This window comes from Mesorhizobium sp. L2C066B000 (assembly GCF_000502335.1).
Taxonomy (GTDB): domain Bacteria; phylum Pseudomonadota; class Alphaproteobacteria; order Rhizobiales; family Rhizobiaceae; genus Mesorhizobium.
In genome coordinates, this window is record NZ_AYWZ01000001.1 from 1,230,082 (window position 1) to 1,247,984 (window position 17,903).

The 17,903-nt window shown below is 63.3% G+C and carries 16 protein-coding genes and 1 other RNA gene; 11 read left to right on the forward strand and 6 right to left on the reverse strand.

Going from position 1 to position 17,903, the window contains the following annotated elements; translation table 11 throughout:
• Positions 1–17 precede the first annotated feature (17 nt).
• Complete coding sequence (locus tag X733_RS160220; RefSeq protein ID WP_023690858.1) at positions 18–917, forward strand: LysR family transcriptional regulator; 900 nt, start codon at positions 18–20, stop codon at positions 915–917.
• 25 nt (positions 918–942) lie between these two features.
• Here the strand turns inward: X733_RS160220 and X733_RS160215 are convergent, their stop codons facing one another.
• Together X733_RS160215 and X733_RS160210 are read right to left on the reverse strand one after the other, a co-directional pair.
• Complete coding sequence (locus X733_RS160215) at positions 943–2,172, reverse strand: lytic murein transglycosylase (protein ID WP_023817940.1); 1,230 nt, start codon at positions 2,170–2,172, stop codon at positions 943–945.
• 32 nt (positions 2,173–2,204) lie between these two features.
• Entirely contained in the window at positions 2,205–2,927 is a 723-nt protein-coding gene (locus X733_RS160210; protein ID WP_245259982.1) for a glycoside hydrolase family 25 protein, read from the reverse strand.
• A 358-nt stretch (positions 2,928–3,285) separates the two neighbouring features.
• On the opposite strand from X733_RS160210, the gene X733_RS160205 reads away from it, so the two are divergent.
• A complete protein-coding gene (locus tag X733_RS160205; RefSeq protein WP_023817941.1) occupies positions 3,286–4,665 on the forward strand; it encodes a serine hydrolase in 1,380 nt (459 codons plus the stop codon).
• Positions 4,666–4,671: 6 nt separating this feature from the next.
• Here X733_RS160205 and X733_RS160200 read toward each other — a convergent pair whose 3' ends face one another.
• From X733_RS160200 to X733_RS160190, 3 genes are all read right to left on the reverse strand, one after another.
• Positions 4,672–5,436 carry a class I SAM-dependent methyltransferase gene (locus X733_RS160200; RefSeq protein WP_023817942.1) on the reverse strand — a complete coding sequence of 255 codons (765 nt, stop codon included), beginning with the start codon at positions 5,434–5,436 and terminating at the stop codon, positions 4,672–4,674.
• Positions 5,433–6,680, reverse strand: a complete 1,248-nt coding sequence (locus X733_RS160195) for a DUF3419 family protein (protein ID WP_023817943.1) — start codon at positions 6,678–6,680, stop codon at positions 5,433–5,435. Before X733_RS160195 ends, X733_RS160200 begins: the two co-directional genes overlap by 4 nt.
• A gap of 81 nt (positions 6,681–6,761) precedes the next feature.
• Positions 6,762–10,730: a hydantoinase B/oxoprolinase family protein gene (locus X733_RS160190; RefSeq protein WP_023817944.1), complete on the reverse strand. Its 3,969-nt coding sequence runs from the start codon at positions 10,728–10,730 to the stop codon at positions 6,762–6,764.
• A 177-nt stretch (positions 10,731–10,907) separates the two neighbouring features.
• Between X733_RS160190 and X733_RS160185 the strand changes: the two genes are divergently transcribed.
• The 7 genes from X733_RS160185 (at position 10,908) to X733_RS160160 (ending at position 14,888) form a co-directional block, all read left to right on the forward strand.
• On the forward strand, positions 10,908–11,105 hold the full coding sequence (locus X733_RS160185; RefSeq protein WP_023668260.1) for a hypothetical protein: 198 nt from the start codon (positions 10,908–10,910) through the stop codon (positions 11,103–11,105).
• A gap of 209 nt (positions 11,106–11,314) precedes the next feature.
• On the forward strand, positions 11,315–12,034 hold the full coding sequence (locus X733_RS160180) for a DnaJ family molecular chaperone (protein ID WP_023699613.1): 720 nt from the start codon (positions 11,315–11,317) through the stop codon (positions 12,032–12,034).
• Positions 12,031–12,798: an N-acetylmuramoyl-L-alanine amidase gene (locus X733_RS160175; protein WP_023817945.1), complete on the forward strand. Its 768-nt coding sequence runs from the start codon at positions 12,031–12,033 to the stop codon at positions 12,796–12,798. The genes X733_RS160180 and X733_RS160175 overlap by 4 nt, the downstream gene beginning before the upstream one ends.
• Before the next feature lie 183 nt (positions 12,799–12,981).
• Positions 12,982–13,686: a transglycosylase SLT domain-containing protein gene (locus X733_RS160170; RefSeq protein WP_023705555.1), complete on the forward strand. Its 705-nt coding sequence runs from the start codon at positions 12,982–12,984 to the stop codon at positions 13,684–13,686.
• A gap of 50 nt (positions 13,687–13,736) precedes the next feature.
• Positions 13,737–14,134, forward strand: an RNA gene (gene rnpB / locus X733_RS1000000167080) — RNase P RNA component class A.
• Between the two features lie 179 nt (positions 14,135–14,313).
• The gene (locus tag X733_RS160165; protein WP_023688026.1) at positions 14,314–14,598 is read left to right on the forward strand and encodes a type II toxin-antitoxin system ParD family antitoxin; all 285 of its coding nucleotides are present in this window, start codon (positions 14,314–14,316) and stop codon (positions 14,596–14,598) included.
• A complete protein-coding gene (locus tag X733_RS160160) occupies positions 14,595–14,888 on the forward strand; it encodes a type II toxin-antitoxin system RelE/ParE family toxin (RefSeq protein ID WP_031193079.1) in 294 nt (97 codons plus the stop codon). The genes X733_RS160165 and X733_RS160160 overlap by 4 nt, the downstream gene beginning before the upstream one ends.
• An 8-nt stretch (positions 14,889–14,896) precedes the next feature.
• Here X733_RS160160 and X733_RS160155 read toward each other — a convergent pair whose 3' ends face one another.
• Positions 14,897–16,012 (reverse strand): cystathionine gamma-lyase, encoded by a 1,116-nt coding sequence (locus tag X733_RS160155; protein WP_023817947.1) that lies wholly within the window; start codon positions 16,010–16,012, stop codon positions 14,897–14,899.
• A gap of 401 nt (positions 16,013–16,413) precedes the next feature.
• On the opposite strand from X733_RS160155, the gene mraZ reads away from it, so the two are divergent.
• Positions 16,414–16,887, forward strand: coding sequence for a division/cell wall cluster transcriptional repressor MraZ (gene mraZ / locus X733_RS160150; protein ID WP_023682144.1), 474 nt, complete (start codon positions 16,414–16,416; stop codon positions 16,885–16,887).
• On the forward strand, positions 16,884–17,900 hold the full coding sequence (rsmH, locus tag X733_RS160145) for a 16S rRNA (cytosine(1402)-N(4))-methyltransferase RsmH (protein WP_023714771.1): 1,017 nt from the start codon (positions 16,884–16,886) through the stop codon (positions 17,898–17,900). Before mraZ ends, rsmH begins: the two co-directional genes overlap by 4 nt.
• The last annotated feature ends 3 nt before the right edge of the window (positions 17,901–17,903 follow it).

The window sequence follows — 17,903 nt, forward strand, 5'->3', positions numbered from 1 at the left end:
TAATCTAGGGATACACAATGCGCGGTTCTGAATTCGCCGAGCTCAAGGCATTTGCCGCAATCGTGGAAGAGCGTAGTTTCGTCCGCGCCGCCGCCCGGCTGCGTGTTTCCCCGCCGGCGCTCAGCCAGTCGATCCGGCAACTGGAGGCTCGCATCGGCGTCAGGTTGCTGAATCGCACGACGCGTAGTGTTTCACCCACTGGTGCCGGCGAGACGCTGTTTGCGCGCCTTGCCGTTGCGTTCGAAGAGCTAGAGGGCGCCGTAGCGGACATTCATGCCGCGCGTGATCGGCCGGCGGGTTCGCTACGAATAAACGTGCCGCGTGTTGCCGCGGTGCGGTTCATCGGCCCGATCCTTGGCGACTTCCAACGCGCCTATCCTGATATAGCGCTGACCGTCATCGTCGACGATACGCTGACCGACATTGTTCGAGGACGGTTCGATGCCGGAATCAGGCTTGGCGAGCGGCTGGAGAAGGACATGGTGGCAGTGAAACTGAGCGGGGATTTGCAGATGGCGGCGGTGGCCGCTCCCGTCTATCTCGAAAATCGGGCCATACCGCGCCATCCGCAGGAGTTGCATCAGCACCAATGCATAAAATTCCAGTGGCCTGGTGGCGGCAACCTCTATCGATGGGAGTTCGCGCGCGGCAAACGGTCTCTGGAAATCGCCGTCGAGGGCAGCCTGACTGTCAACGACACCGAGCTGATGCTGAACGCGGCGCTGGGTGGAGCAGGCGTTGCCTACATGATCGACTATCAGGTCCAGTCCTGGATCGATGCGGGCAGGCTGATGAGATTTCTAGAGCCCTGGTCGCCCAGCTTTCCAGGCTTCTTCCTGTATCACCCGAGTTCGAGGCACGTCCCCCCGGCTTTGCGGGCATTTATCGACTTCTTCCGGGCAAGGAGTAGGGAATAAGGAACCCAGCTTGGGCAGATTCTACTCACAGTTTCCCCAAAAGCTCCGGCGTCGGCCAGCCGTCTACCGGCATGCCGAGCCGCATCTGTTCCTTGCGGATGGCTTCGCGGGTGTTGGTGCCCAGAATGCCGTCGACGGTGCCGACGTCATAGCCCCTGGCTTCGAGCTTAGTCTGCAATTCCTTCATCTGGTCGCCATTGAGCCCGGTTTCGGGATTGCGCGGGTCGAACTGCTTTGCCCCGGCCAGCCGGCTGGCGAAGTTGGCGGCGGTTAGCGCGTAGGTGAAGGACTGGTTCCATTCGAGATAGACGTCGAAATTGTCGTAGGCGAGGAAGGCCGGACCTTTGCGGCCCATCGGCAGCGCCAGGCCGGCCTTCAGGCCATTGTCGATCAGCGGCGTGCCATCGGGGTTGGCGACGCCCCAGGCGGCCCATTGCGACAGCGGCAGCTTGTTGGTGCGGCCGGTCTGCTCCCAAGGCATGTCCTCGGGCACGCGCACTTCCTCGATCCAGGGCTGGTCGCGTTTCCAGCCGCGCGACAGCACCTTGTTGGCCGTGGTCATGATCACGTCGGGTACGCTGCGCCTGAGGTCGACGATGCCGTCGCCATCGCCGTCGACGCCGCGCGCGAGATAGTCGGAAGGCAGGATTTGCGTCTGGCCGATCTCGCCGGCCCAGGCGCCGGTGACGTCGGCCGGAACGACGCCGCGATCGATCAGCGTCAACAGCGGCACCAGTTGCGGCCGAAACAGCTGCGGGCGGCGGCAGTCATGCGACAGCGTCACCAAGGCGCTCAGCGTGTGGAATTCGCCCTGCACGGCGCCGAAATCGGTCTCCAGCCCCCAGAAGGCGGTGATGATCGGCGCCTGGACACCGAACTGCTGGTCGGCGCGCGCAAAGATTTCGGCGTATTTCTTCAGATTGGCCGCGCCCTGCTTCAGCCGGTAGGCCGAGATCATGCGGTTGGAGAACTGAATGAAGGTCTGGGCGAAGACGCCCTGGGCGCGGTCACGCGCGAGCACCTTGTCGTCGATGGTGGCGGCCTCCAGCGCGTTAAGGCCGACAGCGCCGACACCGGCTGCCTTGGCTTCCGCCGCCACGCCTTGCTTCCAGGTTTCGAAGTCGCCGCCGCATTCCTGCGCCGCCGCCGGCATCGCCGTAGCGCCGAGCAGCAGGGCCGCGAGCAGCCCGGAGCGCAGGCGGCTCTTCGACTGTTTCCGGCGTAAATATCCCAGTGGCTGCAGGTAGGTGCGCATGGGACGTCGAAAAGCAGGCGGCAGAGCCGGTGTCAACGGGTGTTCTGCCGCAGCCACTTTTTCCAGGCTGCCTCAGTGCCGTTGAAGACGTTGATATCGGACTTGCCGGTCATGCCGGGAACGATACCGGTTCCGGTGTATTGCCAGAAGGTGAAAGGGTGGCTGCCGTACTTCTGGCGGGGGTGGCCGGCCACCGAGCGCAGCCAGTAGGGATAGCCGCGGAAGGTCGAAAGGTCGTTATCGTCGAAGAAGTCGACCGAGGTGTAGATGATCGGCTTCTTGCCATAGTGCCGCTCGATCATCTCGAGAAAGGTGGTCATTTCGGCCCGCACCGTCGCCGAATCCGGGCGCAGCCGGCAGGTCGGCGATTGCGGGTTCCACTCCATGTCGAGCACCGGCGGCATGGCCGAGCGGTCGACGGGCACGTTCTGGATGAACCAGCGCGCCTGGGTGGCGGCCGGCGTGCAGAAATAGAAGAAATGGTAGGCCGCGCGCGGAATGCCATTGGCCTTGGTGCGGGACCAATGCTCGTTGAAATACTCGTCGAAACGGTCGCCGCCCTCGGTCGCCTTGATGAAGGCGAAGGAGATGCCGCTGGCCTTGGCCGTCGGCCAGTCGACCGAGGTCTGGTATTTGGAGACGTCGGTGCCGTGAACGGCATAGTTCCAAGGCGCGCCGCTATCCCATTCATGCGGCTTGGAATCTTCGAAACGCGGTGCGCGCACGGCAACCGTCGGGCTGCTGGATGGCGACATCGAGGGCACGAGATCGCCGGCGGTCGAGCAGGCGGCCAGCAGCGTCAACGTGATGAGGGCCGCGAAACGGCGCATCGCATTTCCCGAGCCGGAATCAGCCGGTCGCTGTTGGGTTGTCGTTGCAGGTGCCCCTCAGGCGATCGCCCCACAGCATCGCCTGATACGCTATTTTCGTGCATGTCGTTGTTCCAAAACCGCTGCGCACTTTTGGGCGACATGCACCAGTGATCGCCGATCATGGTTGATAACAGGTTGACGGCGCTCGACAAGAACACCGATTTTGCGGAAGCAATGGCGGCAAATCGATGACATAAATCGGGCCGCAAGCCACGGGCAGCCGAAAAGCAGGGACGGAAAGATGCGGATCGCCGTGAAGATCATCAAATGGCTGCTCGGCCTGGTCGTGCTGGCGATAGCCGCGCTGTTTGCCTGGCTCTACGTCGCTCCGCCCGACCTGATCCGCGTCGGTTCCGGCTATTCCGCCAAGATTGTCTGCTCGAATGTTTTTATCGCCGGCCGTGATCCCAATGAGGTGCTGGCCATCGACGTGCAGGCGCCCGGCCATCCGCTGCTCAGGCTGATGAAGGTGTCGGTCGACAAGAACAGGGGGACCGTCTCGGCCGGGCTGCTTGGCTTCCTCGGCAAGAGCGTTGCCGTTGCGCGCGCCGGCCTGGGTTGCGCCTCGGTTCCCGATGGCGACGTCGGCAAGGCACGGCGCACGTCAATCTCTGCCGAGGCGTCGGCGGCCACCAAGGGCGATCTGTGGCCCGAGGGAGATCGAGTCGATGCCTCGCAAAATCCCGAAATCAACAAGATCCTCGACGGTGCGGCGATGACCGGCATCGGCATGCGCGCCGTGGTGGTGGTCAAAAATGGCCGCATTGTTGCGGAGCGTTATGGCGACGGCTTTTCGGCGAAAACGCCGCTGCTGGGCTGGTCGATGACCAAGACAGTCAACGCCGCGCTCGTCGGCACGCTGGTCAAGGACGGCAAGATGGCGGTGACCAATCAGGGCCTGTTCGGCTCATGGAAGGCGGACGGCCGCGCCGCCATCAGCCTTGCCGATATGATGGCGATGTCGAGCGGACTCGAGTTCAACGAGGATTATGGCGACGTTGCCGATGTGACGCGCATGCTCTACCTCGAACCGGATATGGCGGGCTTCGCCGAGGCCAAGCCGCTGACCGGCGACGTCGGCAAGGTCTTTTCCTATTCGAGCGGCACGGCGGTGATGCTGTCGCGGCTGTGGCAGGATGCTATCGGCGACAAGGACAAGGCGCTGATGTGGCCAAGGGCAGCGCTGTTCGGGCCGCTCGGCATGCAAAGCGCGGTGCTCGAAACCGACGAGGAGGGTACCTTTGTCGGCTCATCCTACCTCTATGCCACGGGGCGTGACTGGGCGCGGTTCGGCCAATTCCTGCTGCAGGGCGGCGTCTGGAACGGCAACCAGATCCTGCCGGCCGGTTTCGTCGACTGGATGCGCGAACCGGCACCGGCCTCGAAAGTCTACGGCAAGGGGCAACTTTGGATCGAAGCCCCGGGGGACGAAGGAAATCCCGGCGCCGGCGTCGCCGCCGGCCTGCCCAACGATACCTACTGGATGGAGGGCCATGACGGCCAGACGGTCGCCATCATCCCGTCGGAGCAACTGGTGGTGGTGCGGCTGGGGTTGACGCCGGCCAAGCTCGGCTACCGGCCGCAGGTGATGGTCGGCGCGCTGATGAAGGCACTGCGCTAGCTCCCTTTACCCTCCCCTTGATGGGGAGGGTCGGCGCGTAGCGCCGGGGCGGGGTGCCTGGCCACCCGCGCCCTCGGCGCGACCTCCCCCATCGAGGGGGAGGTAAGAGTGCGCGATCTTGACGACCGCCAGCCAGGTATAGCCGCGGTAAAGCGTGCGGAAACGGAAGCTTGCGCCGGTTCGCCGAGATTCCGATTCCAAGACTTCGCGCAATGATTCACGTGGCGTGACATGGAATTTCTTGAGCCAGCCGCGCAGCAATGTCCGGAACCAGTTGGGCAAGCCTTCCTGCTGGCCGAAATCGACGACATGCAGCGAGCCGCCGGGCGCGAGTGCCGCAAGGGCTGCTGAAACCGTCTTTTCCCAACCGGGGATCATCGACAGCGAATAGGACACGAAGATGCGGTCCAAGCGCTCGACGCCGAACAGCGTCTTGGCGTCGAAATCGGTGGCGTCGCCGCGCGCCAGCACGACGCGGCCGGACAGGCCTTCGCGGCCGATCGCCTTACCGGCGGTCTCCAGCATCTCGGCCGAGATGTCCAGGCCGTAGAGGCGGGCGTCGGGATAGTGGCGGGCCACAAGCGCGATGTTGCGGCCGGTGCCGCAACCGAGTTCGAGCACTCTGCCATTCGCCGGCACATCCAGCCCGACTATCATCTGGTCGCGGCCAAGCAGATAGTATTTGCGGGTCAGGTCGTAGATGTGGCGCTGCCAGCGGTAGACGCCGTCCATCAGTTCGGCATGGTCGGCCGGCAGCCCGCTCGCGCTCATGCCGCGCGCTTCACATAGAGGTGGAAGCCGCCATAAATCGCAGAGCGGTCGCGGGCCGAACAGTCGCGCGAGGCCTCGTCCTCGTAGGTCCACTGGTCGAGCAGGGAGGTCGCGACGCGGCCCGGCAGCAGGCTGGGCTCGGCGGCGGTACGGAAGATGACTCGGGCGCCGACCGAGGCGGTGCGGGTGATCTCCGACCAAAGGGCATTGAGCTGGTCGTCCGTCATCCAGTCCTGCGCGTCGAGCAGGACGAAACGGTCGACGGTGCTTGCGTCCTTGCCGGCCAGAAATTCGATCAGATTGGCGTGGTGGATGCCGACGCGATCGACATTGTTGCGGATCGCCTTGTAGTTGGCCTCTTCTAGATAGGCGGGCAGGGCGGCCTCACCCGGATTGGGATAGCGACGGGCGAAGGCTTGCCAAGCGAAGTAGTTGTTCTTCAGCGGAAAATCGCAAGCGAGCTTTTCCAGCCGGGCCTTCAGCACGCTGGCCATCGAACCATCGCCCGAGGTGATCAGCGAATCGTACTGCGCCGGCGGAATGCCGAGGCCGAACAGCGAAGCCTTGCGCGAGGTAGCCCAGCGCAACAGCTTCTTGTCGAAGACCCGCGCCAGCTCTTCGTTGAAGAAGCGGCGCTGGTCGGCGAGGCTCTTCGACGCCATGATACCGGCGGGATCGACGCCGAAGAATTTGGCGATGCGGTGGCCCATGGCGATGAACAGGCCGAGCAGGCCGGTCTGGTAGAAATTGCGGTCGAAGACGGTGATGCGCCGGCGGCCGCGCCAGCTGCGACGCTCCCAATAGTGGCGGCTGACCGGGTCGAGATGCGGCGCGATGAAGCGGTCATAGGCTTGCGAATTGTGGTTGGTGTCGGCGGCGCCGAAGAAACGGAACAGATCGCCCTGCGAGGGCAGATGCCGCACCGCCTCCAGCTTCATCCGGTTCAAGGCGATGTGGGCGGCGTTGAGGTCGACCGCATCGACGCGTTCAGGCGAGCGGGTGAGGTAGGCGAGGATGTTGCAGCCGCCCGACGCTATGGTGACGACGCGGTGGCCCTGGCCAAGCTGCATGGCCTCCATGTCGACTTCAGGGTCTTCCCAGATCTGCGGATAGACAAGGCCGGAAAACAGCAGCGCGAACAGCCGCTCCGAGATGCCGGCCTTCGACAGCGGGCGGTTCTGGTAGACGGCCTTTCCAACTTCCTTGCCGCGGCGAAAAACGAGATCCGAGGAGACGTCCGTCATGGCAAAGTGATTCCCCATTGCTTTGCCGCAAACGGGTAACTCAGGGGCATGACAGGCGGGTGACAGCCTGTTGACGCGAGTTCAGGCCTTGCCAAATCCCCCCGGTGTCGGCGTCGTCAGGATAACGGCGTCGCCGGCGTCGAGCACGGTCTGGTCGCAGGCCTTCAGCGTCTCGACGCTGCCGTCGTTGCGGCGGACCTTGGTCGAGCCGACCTCGCCGTCACTGCCGCCATCGAGGCCTTGCGGCGGGCGGTTGCGGTGCGAGGACAGGATGGCGCATTCCATCTTTTCGAGGAAACGGATGGTGCGCCTGGTGCCGTCACCGGCATCCCATTTGCCTTTGCCGCCGGAGCCCTCGCGAATGTGGAAATCCTCAAGCAAAACGGGAAAGCGCAGTTCCAGCACCTCAGGGTCGGTGAGGCGCGAATTGGTCATGTGGGTGTGGACGCCGGATGTGCCGGCAAAGCCACGGCCGGAGTTCATCTGTCCGGCCGGCGAACCGGAGCAGATGGTCTCGTAATACTGGTACTGCTTGTTGCCGAAGGTCAGGTTGTTCATCGTGCCTTGCGCATTGGCCATGGCTCCCATGGCGCCGAACAGGGCGTTGGTCACATGCTGCGAGGTCTCGACATTGCCGGCGACGACGGCAGCGGGGTAGGCGGGCTTCAGCATCGAGCCGTCGGGGATGATGATGTTGATCGGCCGCAAGCAGCCGGCATTCATCGGGATCATGTCCTCGACCATGACACGGAAGGCATAGAGCACGGCTGCGCGGGCGACGGGCTCGGGCGCATTGAAATTGTTCTTCTCGACCTTCGAGGTGCCGGTGAAGTCCACGGTCGCCTCGCGCTTTTGCCGATCGACGGTAATCTTCACCTTGATCACCTGGCTGGTGTCGGTCGGGTATTCGTACTCAGAACTATCGGGCAGCCGCTCCAGCACGCGGCGCACGCTTTCGGCGGCGTTGTCCTGGACATGGCCCATATAGGCTTCGACGACATCGAGGCCGAAATGGGTGACCATCTTGCGCAATTCCGCCACGCCCTTTTCGTTCGCGGCGATCTGCGCCTTGAGGTCGGCGATGTTCTGGTGCGGGTTGCGGGCGGGGTAGGCGTGGTCGGTGAGCAGCGTTTGCAACTCCGACTCGCGGAATTTTCCACGATCGACGACCCGGAAATTGTCGAACAGCACGCCTTCCTCGTCGACCGTGGTGGCAAGCGGCGTCATCGAGCCGGGAGCCGTGCCGCCAATGTCGGCATGGTGGCCGCGCGAGGCTACGTAGAAGATTACTTCCTCCCCCCTTGAGGGGGAGGTGGCGGCGGAGCCGCCGGAGGGGGTCGTTGCGGCAGTGCTCGACGCTCTTGTGGTGCCTTCTGAGAGGACCCCACCCGGCCGCTGCGCGGCCACCCTCCCCTCAAGGGGGAGGGAAAACACCGGCGTCACCACGGTGATATCAGGCAAATGCGTGCCGCCATTGTAGGGGGCGTTCAGCGCAAAGACGTCGCCGGGATGGATGTCGCCGGAGTTCAGCCGGATAATGGTTTCGACCGAGCGGTCCATGGAGCCGAGATGCACCGGCATGTGCGGCGCGTTGGCGACCAGCGCGCCATGACGGTCGAAAACGGCGCAGGAAAAGTCCAGCCTTTCCTTGATGTTGACGGAATAGGCGGTGTTCTGCAGCGTGACGCCCATCTGCTCGGCGATCGACATGAAGAGGTTGTTGAAGACCTCCAGCATCACCGGATCGGCTTCGGTGCCGAGGGCAGCCGTGCGAACTTTCCGTTCCGTGCGGCGAATGACGACGTGATTGAGGTTGGTGATTTCGGCCTGCCAGCCCGGCTCGACGACGATGGNGACGATGGTCTGGTTCGGCTCGATGATCAAAGCGGGGCCTGGGACCAGATTGGATGGGCGCAGGTTTTCGCGGCGATGGATGCCGGCCTCATGCCAGCGGCCCTCGGTGTAGATGCGCCGCGTTCCCGACGCACCCGCTTCAACCATTGCCGGTCCGGCGGGCGCAACGGCTTCGGCCGTGGTCTCGACGATCTCGGCGCCTTCCACGCCAACGGTCTCGACGATCATCGGCTTGTCATCATAGACGAACCCGAACTGCGCCTTGTGGGCGATTTCGAAATCGCGCCTGGCCTGGAAGATCGAGTCGCCTTCGAAATTCACCGGCAGCGTGGTGTCGGTGCCGTCATAGCGGATGTGCAGCACCGGCTTTGCCGCAATCTTGTCCTCGGCGATGCCTTGCGCTGCCAATTCGGCGATGACGGCTTTTTTCAACGTGCCGATGAGGCTGCCGATCTGGGTCCTGGATTCTTCGGCAAGCGGCTTCAGGAGCGCCTGCTGGCGCGACGCGAAAACCGACGACAGGCCGATACCATAGGCTGAGAGCAGACCGGAGAAGGGGTGGATCAGTACCGCCTCCATGCCGAGCGCGTCGGCAACCAGGCAGGCATGCTGGCCGCCGGCGCCGCCAAAACAGTTCAAGAGATATTCGGTGACATCGTAGCCGCGCTGCACGGAGATCTTCTTGATAGCATTGGCCATGTTTTCCACCGCGATGGTAACGAACCCTTCGGCGACGGCTTCCGGCGTGCGGCCATCGCCGATTTCGGCGGCGAGCGCAGCGAATTTTTTATGCACGGCGGCGACGTCCAGCGGCTGGTCCTGGCCTGGGCCGAAAATTGCCGGGAAGAAATCGGGCTGCAGCTTGCCCAGCATGACATTGGCGTCGGTGACGGCCAGCGGGCCGCCGCGCCGGTAGGCGGCGGGGCCAGGATTGGCGCCGGCGGAATCCGGCCCGGCGCGGAAACGGCCGGCTTCGTAATGCAGGATCGAGCCGCCGCCGGCGGCGACGGTATGGATGCGCATCATCGGCGCGCGGATGCGCACCCCGGCGACCTCGGTGTCGAAGGCGCGCTCATACTCGCCGTCAAAATGGGCGACATCGGTGGAGGTGCCGCCCATGTCGAAGCCGATGACTTTCTCGAAGCCGGCGAGTTTCGCCGTCTCGACCATGCCGACGACGCCGCCGGCCGGGCCGGACAGCAGCGCGTCCTTGCCCTGGAACATATCGGCGGCAGTGAGCCCGCCCGACGACATCATGAACATCAGGCGAGGGTTTTCCCTCCCCCTCGAGGGGAGGGTGGCGGCGGAGCCGCCGGGTGGGGTTGGATCGACGGGGCTCAGCGCATTGGCGGTGCCTTCCGAGAGGACCCCCTCTGGCCGCTTTGCGGACTGCCCTTCGCTATGGCTCCGGGCGTTCGTCGCTGAAAAAGCCAAATCGTCGGCTTTTTCTCGGCCTTTGGCCGACCGCTCCTCACCCCCCACAAGTGGGGAGATTGACGTCGCGCCCAGTTCTCCCGCTACCCTTTGCACATACCGCGACAGGATCGGCGACAGATAGGCATCGACCACGGTGGTGTCGCCGCGGCCGACCAGCTTGATCAGCGGCGAGACCTCATGGCTGACCGAGACTTGGCTGAACCCGATCTTGCGGCAGACTTTCGCCACCGCCTTCTCGTGGTCGGGATATTTCCAGGCATGCATGAAGACGATGGCCACCGCATCGATCCCGTCAGCCTTCGCCTGTTCGATGGCGGGGCGGCAGGCGGCGATGTCGAGCAAGCGCTCGACATCGCCATTGGCGCGCACGCGTTCGTCGATCTCGATGACCCGCTCGTAGAGCTGTTCCGGAAGGATGATCTCCTTGGCGAAGATGTCTGGCCGCGCCTGATAGGCGATCTTCAGCGCATCGCGAAAGCCCTTGGTGATGAGCAAAAGCACACGGTCGCCCTTGCGCTCCAGCAGCGCATTCGTGGCAACGGTGGTACCCATCTTGACGTCACCGACCAGGCCCGGAGGAATAGCGGTGCCGGATTTCAGCCCCAAAAGCTCGCGGATGCCGGCTAGGGCCGCATCGGGATAGGCTTCGGGATTTTCCGACAGGAATTTCCTAGGATGCATACCGCCTTGCGGATCACGTCCGATCACGTCGGTGAAGGTGCCGCCGCGGTCGATCCAAAAATCCCATTTCTTGTCCACGCAGAACTCCGGCATTGCATTTGGGTCCAGACTGTTAGTTCGGCATCGCCCGGCCCGCAATCGGTAGTGCGCGGATGTTACATCAGGAAACGCAACGTTACGAAACTCATGGCCGTTTGATGCATTTTGCCTTCGACCGTTCACCGCAACGTGAGCGTGTGTTGAAGGAGAGATGTCATGAAAAAGCTCATTCTTGCTTCCGTTTCCGCCCTGGCCCTGTTCGGCGTTGCCGCCTGCAGCGACAGCGGTACGGATAACACCACCACCCAGAGCACCAATCCGCCAGCCGCCGAGCCCATGAAGCCGGCGACGCCGGATGCACCGAAGCCTGCAGAACCGGCTCCGGCAACACCTGCTCCTGCCCCCGCGCAGTAGCAGCAGTCCCGGTCACTTTGACGTGACGAGAGAGGAGGCCGGCTTCGCGCCGGCCTTCCTGCGTTTAGGTCGATTCGGGGCTCAAGGGCCTTGAACCGGCTCTTTCCTACGGTTTGGGATCTGGCGCGTCGGTTGCTTGCGTAAATTCGATCCCCTCTGCGGCGCTGTCTTGGCTTGATAGCAATGGCCGGCGGCCCTAATAAGCGCTCATGTCGATTTGGGATCGCCTCGGCGACTTCATCACCCGCGTTTCATCTTCAGCCACGTCCGGCGTCGCCGATGTGGTCGAGGCCGTGCGCACGGTTTTCTCGGGTGACGCTGATCTGCGCCGGCGCGTTGCCTTCTCTGTGGCGATGATTGCGCTGTCAGCCAAGATGGCCAAGGCCGATGGCATCGTCACCCAGGACGAGGTTCGCGCGTTCCAGGAAATATTTGAGGTGCCGCGAGAACAGACCCGCAATGTGGCGCGGCTTTACGATCTGGCCAAGCGCGACGTCGCCGGGTTCGAGACCTATGCCGAGAGTATGGCGCAGATGTGCGGCTCGGGCCATTCGAACTGCGTCATGCTGGAAGACATACTCGACGGTCTGTTCCATATCGCCAAGGCGGATGGGCTGGTGCATGAGCGCGAAGGGATTTTCCTGCACCGTATTGCCGAGATTTTCCGCATCGACGAGGTGCACTACGAAGCCATCCTGGCCAGGCACGTCAATCTCGGCGCCGGCGATCCCTATATCGTGCTCGGCATTGAGCGCGGCAAGCCGTTCGAGGAGGTCAGGAAGCGATACCGCAAGCTGGTCTCCGACAATCATCCGGACCGGCTGATCGCGCGCGGCCTGCCGCAGGAATTCATCAAGATTGCAACGACCAGGGTCGCGGCGATCAACGCGGCCTATGAAATGATCGAGCGGGGCCTCAGGCACGCATGACCGGCTTCTCGCCCGACGAGCCAAGCGCGGAGGTCAGGGTATCGCCGAATTTCGGCCCGCGGCGCGAAACGCTCAGGCCCGACATGATCGTGCTGCACTATACCGGCATGGCGACTGGTGCGGCCGCGGAAGCCTGGTTGTGCAACCCCGCAAGCGAAGTCTCGTCGCACTACCTCGTCCATGAGGATGGCCGCATCATCCAGATGGTGCGCGAAAGCGACCGCGCCTGGCATGCCGGTGCAAGTTCCTGGTTCGGTCGTCGCGACATCAACTCCTGTTCGGTCGGCATCGAAATCGTCAATCCCGGCCATTCGCTCGGCTATTCGGCCTTTCCCAAGCGGCAGGTGGAAGCGGTGATCGGGCTTTGCCTTGGTATCATCGAACGCCATCCCATTACGGCGCAAAGGGTGCTTGCCCATTCCGACATCGCGCCGGGGCGCAAGATCGACCCGGGCGAGAAATTCCCCTGGAATGCGCTGTTTGCGGCCGGGGTCGGCCATCTCGTGCCTGCGGCGCCGGTCCGGCGCGGCGCGGTGCTGAAAGCCGGCGATACCGGCGCCGAGGTCGAGGCACTGCAGTCGATGCTGGCGCTCTATGGCTATGGCGTCGAGATATCAGGTGTCTTCGACCGCCAGACCGAAATCGTCGTCGAAGCTTTTCAGCGGCATTTCCGACCACGCCTGGTGGATGGCGTCGCCGACGGCTCTACGTCTAGCACGCTGCAAAGCCTGCTGACTTCCCTTAGGTCAGTTGCGTCTAAATAGTCTTTTCCTGATATTCAAGTTACAGCCTGTCACTGAAAGTGAATTGCCTCGCCTTGTTCGACACAAATTCCGCCCTCAAAGGCAGTTCGTGCAAGTTATCGGACCTCCAGCCCCCCGGATGCTCCGATATTGATTAGGCGTTGCTGCGTGAGATCTTCGCGCGGCCAAACAGAACAGGACCACATGCAGAAATTGACCGTTGTAACGGCAGCTATTGCTGCCGGCGTAATGACTTTTACCTTCAGCACGGCCGATGCCGCACCACTGAGCCAGAGGGCAGACCAGGGCTTCATCGCCGCACCCGCCAAGGCCACCATGACGAAAGCAAACCCGAAAGCAAAAAGAGCAACCACCGCGAATGTGCGCAAAGCAGCCGTGGTGAAGGCCAGAAAAGCCACGGCCAAGAGGCATTTTAAGCGCAACAGGAAGAGCGTCGACCTGACGACGACCGCATCGATCCGCCCAAGCACCGCTGCGGAGTCGACTGCGGCAGCCGCGCTTGGCGACCAGTATTCGGCAATCATTGCCCGCTATGCTGCGGCCGAAGGCGTGCCGGTGTCGCTGGCCCAGGCGGTCATCAAGATCGAGAGCAACTACCGGCCGAACATCGTCGGCAGCGCGGGTGAAATCGGCCTGATGCAGATCAAGCCGGCAACGGCGCGGATGATGGGGTATAGCGGCTCGGCCAAGGGTCTGTTCGATCCCGACACCAACATCAAATACGGCATGAAGTACCTTGCCATGGCGCGCAATCTCGGCGGCGGCACCACCTGCGGCACGATCCTGAAATACAATGCCGGCCATGCCGCGACGCGGATGAACCCGGTGTCGGCGGCCTATTGCGGCAAGGTCAAGGTGCAGTTGGCGGCATTGGGATCGCCGGCATAAGTCTGCTTTTTCATTTGCGTTTTGGAACGTGAACCCCTTTATACGCTCTGCCAGCTGGCCGGGCGGCCGCACCCGCAAAGCCGAAAGGCTGCGGGTGAGGAAAGTCCGGGCTCCATGGAGACACGGTGCCGGTTAATGGCCGGCGGGGGCGACCCCAGGGAAAGTGCCACAGAAAGCAAACCGCCACGATTTATCGGGGCAAGGGTGAAAGGGTGGGGTAAGAGCCCACCGCGCGACTGGCAACAGGAGCGGCACGGTAAACCCCACCGGGAGCAAGACCGAATAGGGACGGTGCGAGGGGAAACCTTCGAGGGCTGTTTCCGGCTCACCGTCCGGGTAGGTTGCGTGAGGCGCATGGCAACATGCGCCCAAGATGAATGGCCGCCACGTTCTCGCCCCGAAAGGGGCGAGGGCCATACAAAACCCGGCTTACAGGCCAGCTGGCAATTTCTCCCCCATATCGCGATTAATCCTTTGGATCAGCAGTCTGCGCCTTCGGGCGCAGCTGGCGATTCAGGTGCTTGAGCGATTGAATCAAGTACGCATGCTGGGGTCGAGACAAACGCATCCTTGAAGCTGGTACGATTTAATCGTACCATGATTGTCATGGTTGATCAGGAGCGCATCATGGGTCACGTCGACAAACGCAGCATCACGCTTTCGCCGGAACTGGCGGCGGCGGTCGACGATGTCGTGGCCGCCGGCGAATATGCCTCGGCCAGCGAAGTCATCCGTGATGCGCTGCGGCAATGGAAAGACCGCCGCGATCTTCTCGGCTACACGGTCGAGGAATTGCGCAGGCTGGTTCAGGAGGGGATCGACAGCGGACCGGCGGTGGACGGCCAGCCCTTCATGGACCGGCTGCGAGCCAAATATCAGCGGATGTCGGAAGCTGCAGGCTCGGAAGAGTGAAATATCGGCTGCTTCCTCAGGCGATATCAGATGTCGAAGGCATCGGTGACTACATTGCGGAACATAGCCCAAAGGGAGCCATGCGCCTTGTGGACGGCTTGGAGAGGCGCTGGACACCGCTCACCTTGCACCCGTTCTCAGGTGCGCCGCGCGATGATATCGCGCCCGGCATTCGTCATCTGATCGTCGGCGAATATGTCACTCTGTATCGCATGGGCGAAGACGCGATCGAGATCGTCCGCGTTTTGCACGGCAGGCGCGATATTGGCGCCGACGACTTGGTGATCTAACCGCCAGCTCAGATGCCGATGTTGTCCAGCGATGCCTCGATCGCCTGCCAGAGTTCTTCCACCGGCTCGCAGCCCACCGACAGGCGCACGAAGCCGGGCGGAACCGAATCTCCTCGCTTGGCCCGCCGCTCGGCGGAGGTGTGGACACCCCCGAACGACGTTGCCGCCTGCATCAGCGTGCAGTTGTTGATGAAATCCTCGGCCTTTTCCTGGGAGAGGAGTTCGAAGGACATGAGGAAGCCGAAGCGCTCCATCTGCGCCCGGGCGAGGTTGTGCGACGGGTCGCCCTCCAGCCCGGGGTAGCGCAAGCCGCTAACGGCGCGATGGTTTTTCAGGCGCTTCGCGATCACCTCGGCAGAAGAACACATGCGGTCGAAGCGTACCTCCAGCGTCTCCAGGCCGCGATGCACCAGCCAAGCCTCGAACGGGCCGGGAATGCCGCCCGCGGTCTCGCGCCAGCCGGTGACGTCCGCGATGATGTCTGGATTGCGGCTGGCGACATGGCCGAACAGCACGTCGGAATGCCCGTTGGCCGCCTTGGTGTCGGCAGCAACGACGATGTCGGCGCCGAGATCGAGCGGGCGCTGGCCGAACGGCGTCATCGTGGTGTTGTCGACGACGACGATCGCGCCCGCTTGGTGCGCGGCCTCGGCGACCGCTGTGATGTCGCAAATGTCCAATCGCGGATTCGACGGGGTTTCAACGTAGACAAGGCGGTAGCCGTCAGAGCCGCCATCGAGAAAGGTCGATGTCGGCCGCAGATCATAGGCGACGCCGAAGGGCTTGAGGAAACGGTCGGCCAGCGCGCGTGTAGCATGGTAGCCGTCCGAAGGCAAAAGCACGCGATCGCCGGATTTCAACAGGCCGAAAAACACCGCCGAGATTGCCGCCATTCCGGATGGGAAGCCGACGCATGGCGCGTCTTCCAGATGCGCCAGCATGTGCTCGACCGCATCCCAGGTGGCGTTGCTGTAACGGCCGTACTGACTGTAGCCGGCGCCGGCGCCCGGGTTGTGGAAAATAGCGGCCATGGTCAGCGGCAATGGGATGGGGTCGCCTTTGACAAGTCCGTCGCGACGCAGATGGGCAAGGGAGGCCGCGCGGGACCTGGCTGTTTCGGACATGGATTTCTGACCTTGTTGCTCAGCGAAAAGACTGACGACGCTATTCGCGGCAGTGATGCGCGGCAAGCCGCTTCCGCTTGGGCCAGCCCGCTCTAAACGGTTCGTTAGGCTTAATGGGAGATAAAGACGGGAGTGTTGTCAGAGCTGCTCTCACCGGTTGTGGCGCGCGCGTTTGTGAAGCCTGTTCCCGTTGACGCCCATAGTGCCCCATGATATCCCATTTCGATACCAAAGCCTTCGTTCCGCGTCAGGGTAAAGCGTACGCCAATCGGGCAGCCGCGGCGGCTGTGCGTTTGCGGGGTTTTGCCGCTGGGATCGAAGCGGATTTCGGCAGGGGACGCGCTTCGGCGCGGACGAAAACATGGAGAGGGGTGCGGCGGCGGAAGCGGCTGCAGCGTGTCATGGACCGGTTTCTGTCAAGCGCGGTGAACAGGATCGATGCGAAGGGGCGGGTCTCCGTTCCGGCGCATTTCCGCGCGGTCGTGCAGAAGCGCGGCTATTCCGAACTCTATGCGCTGCGCGGCCTGGACGTGCCTGCGATGGATGTCGGCGGGCTCGATCTGCTCGACCGCTACGAGCAGCGCATCGCGCTGGAAGACCCTTTTTTGCAGACGGCGGACGATATGTCGTTCTTCTGCCATGGCGACGGGACGTTCCTGAAGCTCGATCAGGATGGCCGCATCACGATGAGCGATTTCATCCGCGAGCATACGGGCATCACGAGCGAAGTGGCCTTTGTCGGCCGTGGCAATTTCTTTCAAGTTTGGGAGCCTGGACGGCTGGCCGCCTATGGGGCGCAGGCGCGCGCTCGGCTTTTGCAGCTTCGGCAGGGGACGAAGGCTCACGAGGCCAAGGCTGGGGAGCGGCCGGAATGATGGCGGATCACGGCGATGATCTCAGCGCCGTTGGCGGACCGGTCCGCCACATTCCGGTCCTCCTCGCCGAAGTGCTGGAGGCGCTCTCACCCAAAGCCGGCGATGTGATCGTCGACGGCACTTTTGGCGCCGGCGGCTACACCAAGGCGATCCTGGCGAGCGGCGCCTCGGTGGTGGCGATCGATCGCGATCCCGATGCGATTGCTGCCGGGCGCGGCCTGGAACAGCAATCCGGCGGCAGGCTAAGGCTGGTGCAGGCGCCATTTTCGACGCTGGACGAGCAGGTCGAAAGCGCCGACGGCGTTGTCCTCGACATCGGCATTTCCTCCATGCAGGTCGACCAGCCCGAGCGCGGCTTTTCGTTCCGCACCGACGGGCCGCTCGACATGCGCATGGCGCAGGCGGGCTTGAGTGCTGCCGACGTCGTCAATTCGTTCAAGATAGGCGACCTTGCCCGCATCTTCGGCTTCCTCGGCGAAGAGCGGAATGCCGGCCGCATTGCCCGCATGATCGAGTCACGCCGCGAAAAACGTCCGTTCGAGCGCACGCTCGATCTCGCCGACGCCATCGAAACGCATATCGGCCGCGCGCCGAAGGACAAGATTCATCCGGCCACCCGCGTCTTCCAGGCGCTGCGCATTTTCGTCAATGACGAGCTGGGCGAATTGGCCAAAGCCCTAATGGCTTCCGAGCGGGTATTGAAGCCCGGCGGGCGGCTTGCGGTGGTGACGTTCCATTCGCTGGAAGACCGCATCGTCAAGCGCTTCATCGCCGACCGCGCCGACGTCGCCACCGGCTCACGTCATTTGCCCGAGGCGCACGCGCGCACTGCGACCTTCCGCAAGGCTGGTGGCGGCGTGACGGCAGGCGATGCCGAGGTCGCTGCCAATCCGCGGGCGCGCTCGGCCAGGCTGCGTACCGCCATCCGCACCGAGGCGCCGGCGCGCGCCGGTGATCTCACCATTTTCGGCCTTCCAAAGCTTCCCGGCATCCAGGCGCCGCGAGAGAGGTGAATA